This window comes from Solimonas sp. SE-A11, assembly GCF_030345715.1.
In the GTDB taxonomy this organism is placed as follows: domain Bacteria; phylum Pseudomonadota; class Gammaproteobacteria; order Nevskiales; family Nevskiaceae; genus Solimonas_A.
The window spans coordinates 278,738-292,307 of sequence record NZ_JAUASX010000001.1; the positions used below are offsets into that span (position 1 = coordinate 278,738).

Below are 13,570 nucleotides of genomic sequence, written 5' to 3' on the forward strand. Positions count from 1 at the left end.
CCCATCCCCCTGGCATGTCCCCGAAACTGACCGATTACGCCCGCCTGATGCGCCTGGACCGGCCCATCGGCATCTACCTGCTGCTCTGGCCCACGCTCTGGGCCCTGTGGTTCGCCGCCGGCGGGCCGCCGTCCCTGCGGGTGTTCGTGGTCTTCGTGCTGGGCACCGTGCTGATGCGTTCCGCTGGCTGCGCCATCAACGACTACGCCGACAAGGATTTCGACCCCCACGTGGCCCGCACCCGTGAGCGGCCCCTGGCCGCCGGCCGGGTCCGCCCGCGCGAGGCCCTGGCCCTGTTCGCCTGGGTCTGCCTGGTGGCCCTGGCCCTGCTGCTGTCGCTGCGCAACCTGCAGGTGGTGCTGTGGTCGGTGCCGGCGGTGATCCTGGCCGCGGCCTATCCCTTCATGAAGCGCTGGATCTCGATCCCGCAGGCGGTGCTGGGCCTGGCCTTTTCCTGGGGCATCCCCATGGCCTTCGCCGCCGTGCGGCCCGAGGTCGACTGGGCCCTGGCGCTGCCGCTGATGGTGGCCAACATCGCCTGGGTCATCGCCTACGACACCTGGTATGCCATGGTGGACCTCGAGGATGACATCAAGATCGGCGTGAAGTCCTCTGCCATCCTGTTCGGCCGGCATGCCCGCCTGGTGATCGCACTGCTGCAGGGCGGGGCGCTGCTGCTGCTGATCCAGCTCGGCTTGAACACCGGCCGGGGCGTGTTCTACGAGGCCGGCATTGCCGTGGCCGCGATGCTGGCGGTCTACCAGCAGTGGATCACGCGCGGGCGCGAGCCGGCGCGCTGCTTCCAGGCCTTCCTCAACAATCACTGGTTCGGCGCGGCGATCTTCATCGGATTGGCGCTGGATTACGTACAAAGGGCATGAACACGAAAATCCTGCTGCTTTCCGCCCTGGTCCTGCTGACCGGTTGCGCAACCCATACCGGGCCTACCGGCTCCCCCGATCCCGCCCTGGAGATGGATGTGGACTACGCCGTCCAGAAGGATGTGCCCTACACCCCCGCGGGCTGGCCCACGGAACTGCGCGCCGATCTCTGGCGCCCTGCCATCGGCGGCGCCAAGCCCGCGGTGCTGCTGATCCACGGCGGCGGCTGGGTGGGCGGCAAGCGCCAGCAAATGGACAGCATCGCCAGGCGCCTGGCGCGCCGCGGCTACGTGGTGATGAACATCAGCTACCGCTTCGCCCCGGAGTATCGCCACCCGGCGCAGTTCGAGGATGCGCGACAGGCCCTGCGCTGGCTGCGCGCCAACCACGAGGCCCTGCAGGTGGAACCGCAGCGCGTCGCCGCCTGGGGCTACTCGGCCGGCGCCCATCTGGCGGCGCTGCTCGGCGCGGCAGACACGCCCGCGGCGGATCGCGTGCAGGCGGTGGTGGCCGGCGGCATCCCGGCGGACTTCCGCTACTACCCGGACAGTCCACTGATCGGCAAGCTGATGGGCACCACGCTGGCGGATGACAGCGCCGGCTGGACGGCCGCCTCGCCGGTGGTCCGCGTCGGGCGCGGCAGCCCGCCGTTCTTCCTGTACCACGGCAGCTGGGACCAGATCGTGGGCCTGAAGAACGCCGACGCGATGAAGGCCGCTCTGGATAGCGCCGGCGTGTACAACGAGCTCTACGTGCTGCGCGGGCTGGGGCACATCCCGGCCTTCCTGTTCGACGGTGGCGCGGTGCGCGCGGGCACGGCGTTCCTCGACCGGACGCTGCGCTGATCAGATCGTAGGAGCGGCTGTTAGCCGCGATTCCCGCTCGAGGCTAACAGCCGCTCCTGCGAAAAGCGTTCAACCGTCGTACGCGTCCTGCAGTGCCGTGATGTCGAGCTTCTTCATCTTCAGCATCGCGTTGATCACGCGCCCGGCCTGCTGCGGGCTGCCCTTCATCCACTCGCCCATCTGCGCCGGCACGATCTGCCAGGACAGGCCGTAGCGGTCCTTGAGCCAGCCGCACTGCTGCGCCTCTGGATTGCCGTCCTCGGAGAGACGCGTCCAGTAGTGATCCAGGTCATCCTGCTTGCGGCAGTTCACCTGCAGCGACACCGCCTCGGTGAACTTGAACATCGGCCCGCCGTTGAGCGCGGTGAAGGCCTGGCCGTCCAGCTCGAATTCCACCGTCATGACGCTGCCCGGCTCCTCCTGGTGGAGCTCGTACCCGGCCTCGGTGAAGTGCGTCACCTGCGTGATGCGCGAGTTCGGGAAGACGGAGACGTAGAACTTCGCGGCTTCCTCGCCCTGGGTATCGAACCAGAGGCAGGGGGTGATGGTCTGGATGCGTTCCATGGCGGGGACCTCCCGGGTGGCGATACGGCTTAGACAATCTCCCGCACGCGGAATTTCCGGCCCTTGATCTTGTTGTTGCGCAGGCCGTCCAGGGCCTTCTTCGCCTGCTTGATGTCCACCGCGACGTAGGTACGGGTGTCGAAGGTGTTGATCTTGCCGATGGCGCCGTTGGGGATGCCCGCGTCGCCGGTCAGGGCGCCGAGCAGGTCACCGGGGCGCAGCTTGTCGCTGCGGCCGGCATCGACGCAGAGCGTCATCACCATGGGTTTCAGCGGCTTGTCGGGCGAGAAGCTGCCGGCGGCCAGGCGCTGTACCTCCACCGTGGTCCCCAGGCGCTGCTCGATGGCGGTCACACGGGCATGTTCGCGCCCGGTGAACAGGTGCAGCGCCAGGCCCGCCGCACCGGCGCGGCCGGTGCGGCCCACGCGGTGCACATGCGCATCGGGGTCCGAGGGCAGCTCGTAGCTAAGGACGCAGGCGAGGTTCTTGATGTCCAGGCCGCGCGCCGCGATATCGGTGGCCACCAGGATACGGGCGCTACCATTGGCGAAGCGCACCAGCATCTCGTCGCGCTCGCGCTGGTCAATGTCGCCGTGCAGGGACAGTACCGAGAATCCACGCTTGCGCAGCTGTGCTTCCACTTCCTGCGCGTCATTCTTGGTGTAGCAGAACACCAGAGCGGATTCGGGCTGGCGCGTGCTCAGCAGGTGCGCCAGCGCATCGAGGCGACGCGTGTCATCCACCTCGTAGAACTTCTGCTCGATCTGCCCCGGCGCGGCAGCCAGATCGGTGCGGGCTTCCACCGGATTCTTCTGCAGGCGCTGGCTCACGGCGCGCACGGCATCGGGGAAGGTGGCGGAGAAGAACAGCGTCTGCCGCGTCTTCGGCGACTGCTGGATGATCGCGCGGCTGGCCTGCTCGAAATCGCCGTCGAGCATGCGGTCGGCCTCGTCCAGCACCAGCACGCGAAGGTCGTCGAGCTTCAGCGCGCCCTCGGTGAGCAGTTCGCCCACGCGTCCGGCCATGCCGACGATGATGTGCGGATCGTGCTCCAGCGAGGCCAACTGCGGCCGCTTGGAGATGCCGCCGCCGAGCACGGTCAGCTTGATATTGGGCAGGCAGCGCGCCAGCCGGCGGATTTCCTTGGAGATCTGGTCGGCCAGTTCACGTGTGGGGCAGAGCACCAGCGCCTGCAGCTTCGGCAGTGCCGGATCGATGCGCGACAGCAGGCCCAGGCCATAGGCGGCGGTCTTGCCGCTGCCCGTGCGCGCCTGACCGATCACGTCACGGCCCTCCAGGATCAAAGGCAGGCTCAAGGCCTGGATGGGCGTCATCTGCCGGTACTCCAGCGAGTCCAGCGCTTGCAGCAGGGCGGGATGCAGGGGCAGGCTGTTGAACGGCTGGGACGGGGGCTGGGCGGGCTTGTTGTCCACGGATCACCTTGTTGCGGCCCGGGCCGGATGGCGCGGGGCGCGGATTGTGAGGCCTTGCGGCAGATTCTGCCTGCTCAGGCGGTCCGGGCCACCGCCCAGGCCTCGATCCGGGCGGCTCCGGCCTGGCGGCAGGCCCGGGCCAGTTCGGCCAGCGTGGCCCCGGTGGTCATGACGTCGTCGAGCAGGGCCACGTGCAGTCCCTCCAGGGATGTCCTTATATGGAAGGCGCCCTTGAGGTTGCGGCGGCGCTCCACGGCGGTCAGGCCGATCTGGTCCGGGGTGGGGCGCAGGCGCCGGGCGGCGCGCGGGTCTACCGGGATGCCGGTCAGCCGGCCCAGGTGGCGGGCCACCTCGCCGGCCTGGTTGTAGCCGCGGCGCGCCAGGCGCCAGCGGTGCAGGGGCACCGGCAGGATCAGGTCCGGGCGGGACGGCAGCCGCGGCGCCAGCAGCCGGCCCAGCCGCGCGGCCTCGATCAGCTGCCCCTGGTATTTCAGGCGATGAATCTCTTTCTGCACAGGCACTTCCAGGCGGAAGGCGGTCCAGGCGGCGTCATAGGGCGGGGGCTTGGCGGCGCAATGGCCGCAGCGCTCGCCGTGGACCTGGGGCCGGGCGCAGCCGGGGCAGGCGGGGTCGTTCCAGGGCAGCCCGGCTCGGCAGTCCGCGCAGGCGTCGCTGCCGGGGGCGCCGCACCAGGCGCAGGCGGAGGGGAATATCAGGCCCAGCCAACCGTCAACCACGCTGTCACCTCCTTGGTTGACAACCATCGGCGCCCTCGGGACACTGCCGGCCACGATTCATAGGGAAAGCCTTCAAATGAGTACCGATCTGCGCCACGACTGGACCCGCGAAGAGGTCCAGGCCCTGTTCGAGCTGCCGTTCAACGACCTGCTGTTCCGCGCCCAGAGTCTGCACCGCCAGCACTTCGACGCCAACAAGGTCCAGCTGTCCACCCTGCTCTCGATCAAGACCGGCGCCTGCCCCGAGGACTGCGGCTACTGCCCGCAGTCGGTGCGCTTCAACACCGGCCTTAAGAAGGAGCCGCTGATGGACGTGGATGCCGTGCTGGAAGCCGCCCGCGAGGCCAAGGCCAACGGTGCCGCACGCTTCTGCATGGGCGCCGCCTGGCGTTCCCCGAAGGACCGTGATCTCGCCAAGGTCGAGGACATGGTCAAGGGCGTCAAGGCCATGGGCCTGGAGACCTGCCTGACGCTGGGCATGCTCAAGGAACACCAGGCCCAGAAGCTGGCCGATGCCGGCCTGGATTACTACAACCACAACCTCGATACCTCGCCGGAGTTCTACGGCAAGATCATCACCACCCGCACCTACCAGGACCGCCTGGACACGCTGGAGAACGTGCGTGCCGCCGGCGTGAAGGTCTGCTGCGGCGGCATCGTCGGCATGGGCGAGGAGAAGCAGGATCGCGCCGAGTTGCTGCGCCAGCTGGCGATCATGACCCCGCATCCGGAGTCGGTGCCCATCAATAACCTGGTGCAGGTGGAAGGCACACCGCTGAAGGGCGCCGAGGCCCTGCATCCGCTGGAGTTCGTGCGCACCCTCGCGGTCGCCCGCATCCTGATGCCCAAGTCCTACGTGCGCCTGTCCGCCGGCCGCACCGCGATGACCGAAGAGTTGCAGGCCCTGTGCTTCATGGCCGGTGCCAACTCGATCTTCTACGGCGAGAAGCTGCTGACCACCAGCAACCCGCAGAACGCCAAGGACCGCGCGCTGTTCGCGCGCCTGGGCATCACGCCGGAAGGCGGCAGCTTCGAGCCGGTGGCCACCACCGACGGGCATGGCCATGAGCAGGATCACGGCTGCTGCGGCCACGAGCACAGCCACGAGCACGAGGCGCCGCCGGCGATGATGGCCGCAGGCTGCGGCTCGCAGGCGGCCCGCGCCGAGTAGTCCTCCGCGCATCCGGGGCCGCGACCATGGCGAATCGTTCGCTCAATGCCGCGGCCCTGCTGGTCGCGGTGCTGGCACTGCTGGAGCTGGGCCTGCTGCACCTGGGCTCGGGGCTGGAACACCGCCTGTCCGATGCCTTCGTGCGCGCGCAGGCCGCGCGCCTGCAGCCCGATCCGGGCATCGTGATCGTCGACATCGACGAGGCCAGCCTTGCGCGCCTGCAGGACGACTACGGCCGCTGGCCCTGGCCGCGCGCCATCTATGCCGAGATGCTGCCAGGGTTGCTGGCGCAGAAGCCGGCCGCGGTAGTGTTCGACCTGTCCTTCTCCGAGCGTGACATCGACCGCCCCGACAGCGACCAGGCGCTGGCGGACGCACTGCGAGATCAGCCGCGGGTCTACGTGCCGAGCCTGCGGCTGTCGGCACAGGACGATGCGCGCGGCGTGTTGCTGTCCGAGTTCGGCCCGCCGATGGGCGCGCGCCGCACCGCCGCCGCGGGGGACCAGGCCCGCGCCATGCTGCTGCCGCCGCTGGTGCTGCCGCCTGAGTCCTGGCGCACCGGCCTGATCAACTTCGACGAGGAGTCCGACGGCGTCGGCCGCCGCTACCTGCTGCGCTTGGACGTGCAGGGCTGGCAGTTCCCCTCGCTGCCGGCGCGGGTCGCCGCGGACCTCGGCTGGCCGGTGCCACGGCAAGACTCCCTGCTGCTGCACTGGCGCGGCGGTCCGGGTAACGGCTACCGCCATGTGTCCTTCGCCGACGTCCATGCCGACCTGATCCGTCGCGAGCGGCAGCGGCCCGCCGACGAGTTCCGGGATGGCATCGTTATCATCGGCTCCGCCGCCTCGATGCTGCACGACCTGCGCGTCACGCCGCTGGGCAACCGCTATCCGGGCGTGGAGGTGCTGGCCACCGCCTTCGACAACCTCAAGCACGGACGCTCGATGCAGCGCCCGCCGTGCTGGGCAGCGCCGGCCCTGGCGTTGCTGCTGATCGCCCTGCTGTGGCTGGCCTTCCATCGGCGCGGTCACGCGCTGGCCATCGGCGTCGCGCTGGCCGCCATCAGCGCTGCGCTGCTGGCTGGCGCCTGGGCGGCGGTGCCGCGGCTGTGGCTACTGCCGGTGTTGCTGCCCCTGTTCTTCGCCTGGGCCTTCTATTTCAGCGCCGCCTTGCTGGAATACCTGCGCGAGCGCCGCGCGCGGCGCCAGGCGGTGCAGATGTTCGGTCGCTTCCTCAACCCGGTGGTGGTCAACAAGCTGATGGAGCGCGGAGAGACGGTGGAGTCGCTGTCCGGCAAGCATCACCAGCTCAGCGTGCTGTTCTCCGACATCCGCGGGTTCACCTCGCTGTCGGAGACGCGGCCACCGCAGGAGATCGTGGAGCTGCTCAACCGCTACTTCAGCCGACAGGTAGCGATCGTGTTCAGGCACGGCGGCACGCTCGACAAGTTCATCGGCGACTGCATCATGGCCTTCTGGGGCGCGCCAATCCCGGACGATCAGCACGCGCAGCGTGCCGTGGCCTGTGCCCTGGACATGCAGCGTGCCTTGCTGGAGTTCCGCGAGGAGCTGGGCGCGGCGGCGGCCGACTTCGACGTGGGCATCGGCATCCACTCGGGGCCGGCGGTGGTGGGCTTCATCGGCGCCGAGCAGAAGCTGGAGTACACCGCCATCGGCGACACCGTGAACCTGGCCAGTCGCGTGGAAGGCCTGACCAAGGGCGTGGCGCGCATCCTGGTGTCTGGCGACACCATGGCGGCATGCGGGACGCAGTTCCGGTTTGCGTCACGGGGTTCGTTTAAGGTGAAGGGCAGGGCGCAGGAAGTGGAGCTCTACGAACCTGCGCACGGACCTGCAACGGAACCCGGGAAGGGGGAGATGTCATGAAGCGATGGATTGCGATGCTGCTGCTGGCCTGTGCCGGCGGCGCAGGGGCCGCGGAAAGCGGCGTGCTGGCCAAGGCCGGCGAACTCAAGCAGGAGCCCTTTGCCGACGCCGCCACGGTGGTGGAACTGCCGGCGGCGGCCCCGGTGGAGGTGCTGGCGCGCCAGGGCGCCTGGATGAAGGTCAGCTCCGGCGGCCAGGCTGGCTGGGTGCGGCTGCTGTCGGTGCGCCTCGCTGGCGTGCCTGCAAGAGCCGGCGAGTCCGGCCTGGCCAAGGCGGCCAATGTCGCCCTGAGCGGCTCCAGCGGCACCGCCGTGGCCACCGGCGTGCGCGGGCTCGACAAGGAACAGATCGCCAACGCCGCACCCAACCCGGTGGAGGCGGCCAAGCTTGAAGGCTACGTGGCGACCGACGCCAAGGCGCGCAGCTTTGCCCAGGCTGGCCCCTTGGTCGAACAGACCGTTCCCTATCTGCAATGAGGCGGCCTGCCATGAAGAAGATCGCATGCACGATGGCCGGCCTGCTGCTGGCGGCACCGGTACTCGCCGCCGACTGGGGCAGCCTGCTCAACAAGGCGCAGGATGCCGTGAACAACTACGGCGACGATGCCGCCGGCGTGGTCACCACCAAGAGCGTGGATGAGGAGCGCGACATCGGCCGCCAATGGGCCGAGACCCTGCTCGGTGCCGCGCCGCTGTGGAACAACGACCGCGCTCAGCGCTACGTCAACGAGGTGGGCCTGTGGCTGGCGCTGCACAGCGAGCGCCCGAACCTGGCCTGGCGCTTCGGCGTGCTGGACTCGCCCAACGTCAATGCCTTCGCCACGCCCGGCGGCTACGTCTTCGTCACGCGCGGCCTGCTGGCGCGCATGCGCAGCGAGGCCGAGCTGGCCGGCGTGCTGGCGCACGAGATCGCCCACGTGGTGGAGAAGCATCACCTCGACGCCGTGCGCAAGGCACAGGGCATGAGCTTGGGCGGCAAGCTGCTCAAGCAGTTCGCCATCAAGGACAAGGGCAACGAGCAGGTCAACGAGCGCCTGCTCGGCGGCGTCAAGGAAGTGCTGAACCGCGGCCTGGACAAGGGCGACGAGTACGAGGCCGACCGCATGGGCGTGGTGATCGCCGCGCGGGCCGGCTACGACCCGTACGGCCTGCCCGCCGTGCTGCAGACCCTGCATGCGATGAGCGCGCAGGATTCGACGCTGTCATTGATGTTTGCCACGCACCCTGCGCCGGAGGCCAGGCTGGAAGCCCTGGACAAGGCCATGGGTGCGTCGCTCGATGCCTATGCCATGCAGCCGCAACTGCAGGCGAGGTTCCAGAAATCGGTAGGAAGGCCTTGAACGCGAAGTCCCTGAAGAATGTAGATCCAGCCGTAAAGGCGGAAAGCCCGCTCGACGCGCGCCTGCGTGGGGAGCTGGACAGGCTGCGCGCCCGCGCGCTGTATCGCACGCGCCGCGTGATCGAGGGTGCGCACGGCGTGCGCATCACGGTCAACGGCCGCGAGTGCCTGAATTTCTGCAGCAACGATTACCTGGGCCTGGCCGCCGATCCGCGCCTGGCCGCGGCCGCCAAGGCCGCGCTCGACGCGGGCGGTACCGGCAGCGGCGCCGCGGCGCTGATCTCGGGCTACAACCGCGAGCACCAGGCGCTGGAGGAGGAGTTGGCGGATTTCCTTGGCCGCCCCCGGGCGCTGCTGTTCTCCTCCGGCTGGGCCGCGAACCTCGGCGTGATTCGCGCGCTGGCCGGACGCAAGGACTCGATCATCGCCGACGAGCTCAACCATGCCTCGCTGATCGATGGCGGCCGTCTCAGCGGCGCGCAGTACCTGCGCGCCAACCATGCCGACCTCAATGCCTGGGCCGTGGCGCTGGCCGCCGCCGACGGCGAGCAGCGCCTGGCGGTGACGGATTCGGTGTTCAGCATGGACGGCGACATCGCGCCACTGCCGCAGCTGGCCGAGCTCTGCGCCACGCGTGATGCCACGCTGATGGTGGACGACGCCCATGGCCTGGGCGTGCTGGGACCCAACGGCGAGGGCGCCGTGCAGGCCGCCGGCCTGGGCCTGGATGCGGTGCCGGTCTACGTCGCCACGCTGGGCAAGTCGCTGGGCTGCAGCGGCGCCTTCGTCGCCGGCTCCGAGGCCCTGATCGAATACCTGGTGCAGCGTGCGCGCACCTGGGTCTTTTCCACCGCGCCGCCGCCGGCCATCGCCGCCGCCGCGCGCCGCGCGCTGCGCATCGTCCGCGAGGAGCCTCAGCACCGCGAGCAACTGCTGGCCAACGTGCGCCGCTTCCGTGCCGGCGCGCGCCAGCTCGGCATCCCGCTGTCGGCGTCCGAGACGCCGATCCAGCCGCTGCTGCTGGGCCAGGAACAGCGCGCGCTGGACCTGTCGCAGGCCCTGTTCGACCGCGGCTACTGGGTGGCGGCGATCCGTCCGCCCACGGTGCCCCACGGCACCTCGCGCCTGCGCATCACCTTCTCCGCCGCGCACACGGCCGAGCAGATCGACGGGCTGCTGGAAGGATTGGCGGCAGGGCTGAAGTAGATGTCCGCCACCCGGATCGATCACGCCCGCGCCGCGCGCAACTTCAGCGCCGCCGCCACCAGCTACGACCGCGCCGCGACGCTGCAGCAGCGCACGCGCGAGGTGCTGCTGGCAGAGCTGGCGGCGCGCGTCGAGGCGCCGCAGCGCCTGCTCGACCTGGGCTGTGGCACCGGCCTCGGCGCGCAGCGCCTGCAGGCACTGTATCCGCAGGCCGCCGTACTGGCGCTGGACCGTGCGCCGGGCATGGTCCGCTGCGCGCGTGATGCGGGGCTCGACGCGGTGGTGGCGGATGCGCAGCGCCTGCCGCTCGTCGCGCAGGGCTGCGATGCGATCCTGTCGAACCTGGTCCTGCAGTGGTGCCCCGAGCCGGAGCGCGCTCTGGCCGAGGCGCAACGGGTGCTGCGGCCGGGCGGCTGGTTATGCCTGAGCCTGCCGGGCCCGGCGACGCTGCAGGAATTGCGCGAAGCCTGGTGCCAGGTGGACCAGGCCGAGCACGTCCACCGCTTCGCCCCGGCGTCCGCCTGGCTGGCGCACGCCGAGGCGGCGGGGCTGGAACTGCTCAGCTTGCGTACGTCGCGGCTGCAGGGGTGGCACGCCGACGTGTTCGCGCTGATGCGCAGCCTGCGCGAGACCGGCGTGGTCAACGCCAGCGCTCAACGCCGCCGCGGTCTGCTGGGGCGTTCCGCCCTGGCGGCGCTGGAACAGGCCTATGCTCCCTGGCGCCGCGACGACGGGGTCGTCGCCAGCTGGGAAATCCTCTACCTGGTGCTGAGGCGCCCGATCCCGCAATGACCGCTGCCCGTACCCTCTTCGTTACCGCCACCGACACCGGCGCCGGCAAGACGCTTGCCGCCTGTGGGCTGCTGCATGCTTTGCGCGCCCGGGGACTTCGCGCCTGCGGCTTCAAGCCGGTGGCCGCCGGCGGCATGGAGACGCCCGAAGGCCTGCGCAACGAGGATGCGCTGGCCCTGCAGGAAGCTGGCGGCACCGACGAGCCCTACAGCCTGATCAACCCCTGCCTCCTGCGCGAGCCGGCGGCGCCCCACCTGGCGGCAGGGATGGAAGGCCGGCGCATCCGCATGGCCGATCTCGACGTGGCGCATCGCGAACTGGCCTCGCGCTATGAGACGCTGGTGGCCGAGGGGGCCGGTGGCTGGCAGGTGCCGTTGGACGAGGTCTGGACCCTCGGCAGCTGGGTGGCGGAGCGCGAATGGCCGGTGATCCTGGTGGTAGGCATGCGCCTGGGCTGCCTCAACCATGCCCTGCTCAGCGCCGAATCCATCACCCGGCGCGCGAAGCTGGCCGGCTGGATCGCCAACGTGCTGCCGCCGCAGATGCCCCTGCTGGAAGGCAACATCGAGACCCTGCGCCGCCGCTTCGCCGCGCCGCTGCTGGGGATCATCCCGGCCGGCGCCGACGCGCGGGCCGCCGGCCGGGCCCTGGACCTGGCCCCGCTGGGCCGCTTCCTGGACCCGCCTCCGCCGCCGGAGCCCGACGAAGAGGGAGAGGAAGGCTAGGGCGCCCGCGCGCCGGCCGGCCGAAGGACGCTTCAGTGACCGGCGGATCGCGCGAAAATGGCTGTTCCGGATGCCGAAATCGCCGCTGCGGCCTTTGCGCGCTCCGATTGCGTTGCACTACAATTCCGCGGCTGGACGCCGTCGGATGACTGCCCCCGTCAACACCAGACTGGTTATCGGACCCAATGCCTCCCTGACCCCGCGTCAGGCGGTTGGGTTCATGGCCCTGGTTTCTGTGCCGGGCCTGGGCATCGCGGGGGTGTTCGCCGCCCAGGGGTTCTGGCCCATTTTTCCGTTTGCGGGTCTGGAGTTATCGGCGCTTGGGGCGGCCCTGTGGGTTTCCCTGAGGCATAACCGATACCGCGAGGTGCTCCGCTTCGAAGGCGGGCAGCTGGTGGTGGAGTGCGGCGACCTCGGCGGGGAGGTGCGGCGGGTGTTGGCCTGGCCGCGGGCGTGGACGCGGGTGGTCATGGAACGGGGCCGGCGCGGCAACGATCCGCAGCGGTTGTTGCTGGTGAACGCGGGGCGGAGGGTCGAGATCGGCCGCTGCCTCACCGATGACGAGCGCGCGGCGTTGCGCGAGCGCATCAAGGAATTGCTGAGGCCCGTGGTGCCGGAAGGCGCGGCGGGTGCAGTCGGTAGGGGGCCGGAGCCCCCCACCCAAGACTTATGTTCGGGAGAGTAAGGCGATGAAGATGGGACGGCTCGCGCGTATCGCAGCAGGTACCTCACTGGCTCTGGCGGCGTTTGTCGCGCAGGCCTACACGGAAACGAGCGGCGGCTACAACCTGCCGACCGGCGTCACTGACCTGAGCAAGGAGGTGCACAGCCTCCACATGCTGATCTTCTGGATCTGCGTGGCGATCGGCACCGTCGTCTTTGGCCTGATGATCTACTCGATCGTCAAGCACCGTAAGTCCAAGGGCCACAAGCCGGCCGACTTCCACGAGTCCACCCTGGTGGAAATCCTCTGGACCGCCGCGCCCTTCATCATCCTGATCGGCATGGCCATCCCGGCGGCCGGCACCCTGATCAAGATGGAAGACACCCGCAACGCCGACATGACGGTGAAGATCACCGGCTACCAGTGGAAGTGGGAATACGAGTACCTGGGTGAAGGCGTGAAGTACTACTCCACCCTCACCGCCGAATCCAACGCCGCCCGCCAGCATGACGGCAACGGCCTGCTCAGCGGTGCCGCCTGGGCCAAGACCTTCAGCAAGGCGGAGCTCGAGCGGCTCAAGAACGTCGATGGCGGCAACTACCTGGTCAACGTCGACAACGAACTCGTCCTGCCGGTCGGCAAGAAGGTCCGCTTCCTGATCACCTCCAACGACGTCATCCACGCCTGGTGGGTGCCCGAGATCGCCGTGAAGAAGGACGCCATCCCGGGCTACGTCAACGAGACCTGGGCCAAGATCAACACCCCGGGCGTCTACCGCGGCGTCTGCGCCGAGCTCTGCGGCCGTGACCACGGCTTCATGCCGATCGTGGTCCGTGCCCTGCCGGAAGCCGAGTACAACGCCTGGCTGGCCAAGCAGAAGGGTGGCGAGCCCGCCGCTGCCGCCGCTCCGGCTGCCGCCCCGATCGAAGTGGCGACCGCTCCGGCGACCACCGCCACCGATGCGGCCCCGGCCGCTGCGCCGGTCGAGGTTGCCGCTGCCGCTCCCGCCGCCCCGGCCGCCGCCAAGGAACTGTCCAAGGACGAACTGATGAAGAAGGGTGAGCAGGTCTATACCGCCAACTGCTCGGCCTGCCACCAGCCCACCGGCAAGGGCCTGCCGCCGAACTTCCCTTCGCTGGTCGGCAGCAAGGTCGTCAAGGGCGCCGCCATGGATCACATCAAGCAGACGCTCAACGGCAAGGGCATGATGCCCCCGTTCAAGCACCTGTCCGACCTCGACGTCGCGGCCGTGGTGACCTATCAGCGCAACTCGTGGGGCAACAGCAGCGGCGTGGTCCAGCCGGCCGCCGTCGCCGCCGCGCGCTAAG

The 13,570-nt window shown here is 69.6% G+C and carries 14 protein-coding genes; 11 read left to right on the forward strand and 3 right to left on the reverse strand.

Translation table 11 applies throughout. From position 1 onward, the window contains the following. Window positions 1–14 precede the first annotated feature (14 nt). Complete coding sequence (ubiA, locus tag QT386_RS01430) at window positions 15–881, forward strand: 4-hydroxybenzoate octaprenyltransferase (RefSeq protein WP_289271941.1); 867 nt, start codon at window positions 15–17, stop codon at window positions 879–881. After that, window positions 878–1,726, forward strand: coding sequence for an alpha/beta hydrolase (locus tag QT386_RS01435; RefSeq protein ID WP_289271942.1), 849 nt, complete (start codon window positions 878–880; stop codon window positions 1,724–1,726). Before ubiA ends, QT386_RS01435 begins: the two co-directional genes overlap by 4 nt. A gap of 69 nt (window positions 1,727–1,795) precedes the next feature. Here the strand turns inward: QT386_RS01435 and QT386_RS01440 are convergent, their stop codons facing one another. From QT386_RS01440 to QT386_RS01450, 3 genes are all read right to left on the reverse strand, one after another. Further along, on the reverse strand, window positions 1,796–2,290 hold the full coding sequence (locus QT386_RS01440) for a VOC family protein (protein ID WP_289271943.1): 495 nt from the start codon (window positions 2,288–2,290) through the stop codon (window positions 1,796–1,798). A 29-nt stretch (window positions 2,291–2,319) separates the two neighbouring features. After that, window positions 2,320–3,723: an ATP-dependent RNA helicase DbpA gene (gene dbpA / locus QT386_RS01445; RefSeq protein WP_289271944.1), complete on the reverse strand. Its 1,404-nt coding sequence runs from the start codon at window positions 3,721–3,723 to the stop codon at window positions 2,320–2,322. A 74-nt stretch (window positions 3,724–3,797) separates the two neighbouring features. Then, window positions 3,798–4,460 (reverse strand): ComF family protein, encoded by a 663-nt coding sequence (locus tag QT386_RS01450; protein ID WP_289271945.1) that lies wholly within the window; start codon window positions 4,458–4,460, stop codon window positions 3,798–3,800. Between the two features lie 76 nt (window positions 4,461–4,536). Between QT386_RS01450 and bioB the strand changes: the two genes are divergently transcribed. The 9 genes from bioB (at window position 4,537) to coxB (ending at window position 13,569) form a co-directional block, all read left to right on the forward strand. Next, window positions 4,537–5,631, forward strand: coding sequence for a biotin synthase BioB (bioB, locus tag QT386_RS01455; protein ID WP_367401366.1), 1,095 nt, complete (start codon window positions 4,537–4,539; stop codon window positions 5,629–5,631). Between the two features lie 26 nt (window positions 5,632–5,657). Beyond that, window positions 5,658–7,517: an adenylate/guanylate cyclase domain-containing protein gene (locus QT386_RS01460; protein WP_289271946.1), complete on the forward strand. Its 1,860-nt coding sequence runs from the start codon at window positions 5,658–5,660 to the stop codon at window positions 7,515–7,517. Beyond that, window positions 7,514–7,993: an SH3 domain-containing protein gene (locus QT386_RS01465; RefSeq protein WP_289271947.1), complete on the forward strand. Its 480-nt coding sequence runs from the start codon at window positions 7,514–7,516 to the stop codon at window positions 7,991–7,993. The genes QT386_RS01460 and QT386_RS01465 overlap by 4 nt, the downstream gene beginning before the upstream one ends. An 11-nt stretch (window positions 7,994–8,004) precedes the next feature. Next, window positions 8,005–8,856, forward strand: coding sequence for a M48 family metalloprotease (locus QT386_RS01470; RefSeq protein ID WP_289271948.1), 852 nt, complete (start codon window positions 8,005–8,007; stop codon window positions 8,854–8,856). Further along, window positions 8,853–10,061 carry an 8-amino-7-oxononanoate synthase gene (bioF, locus tag QT386_RS01475; protein ID WP_289271949.1) on the forward strand — a complete coding sequence of 403 codons (1,209 nt, stop codon included), beginning with the start codon at window positions 8,853–8,855 and terminating at the stop codon, window positions 10,059–10,061. The genes QT386_RS01470 and bioF overlap by 4 nt, the downstream gene beginning before the upstream one ends. Next, on the forward strand, window positions 10,062–10,853 hold the full coding sequence (gene bioC, locus QT386_RS01480; RefSeq protein WP_289271950.1) for a malonyl-ACP O-methyltransferase BioC: 792 nt from the start codon (window positions 10,062–10,064) through the stop codon (window positions 10,851–10,853). Beyond that, window positions 10,850–11,578, forward strand: coding sequence for a dethiobiotin synthase (bioD, locus tag QT386_RS01485; RefSeq protein WP_289271951.1), 729 nt, complete (start codon window positions 10,850–10,852; stop codon window positions 11,576–11,578). The genes bioC and bioD overlap by 4 nt, the downstream gene beginning before the upstream one ends. Window positions 11,579–11,723: 145 nt before the next feature. Beyond that, complete coding sequence (locus QT386_RS01490; RefSeq protein WP_289271952.1) at window positions 11,724–12,263, forward strand: DUF2244 domain-containing protein; 540 nt, start codon at window positions 11,724–11,726, stop codon at window positions 12,261–12,263. Between the two features lie 4 nt (window positions 12,264–12,267). Then, window positions 12,268–13,569: a cytochrome c oxidase subunit II gene (gene coxB / locus QT386_RS01495; RefSeq protein WP_289271953.1), complete on the forward strand. Its 1,302-nt coding sequence runs from the start codon at window positions 12,268–12,270 to the stop codon at window positions 13,567–13,569. The last annotated feature ends 1 nt before the right edge of the window (window position 13,570 follow it).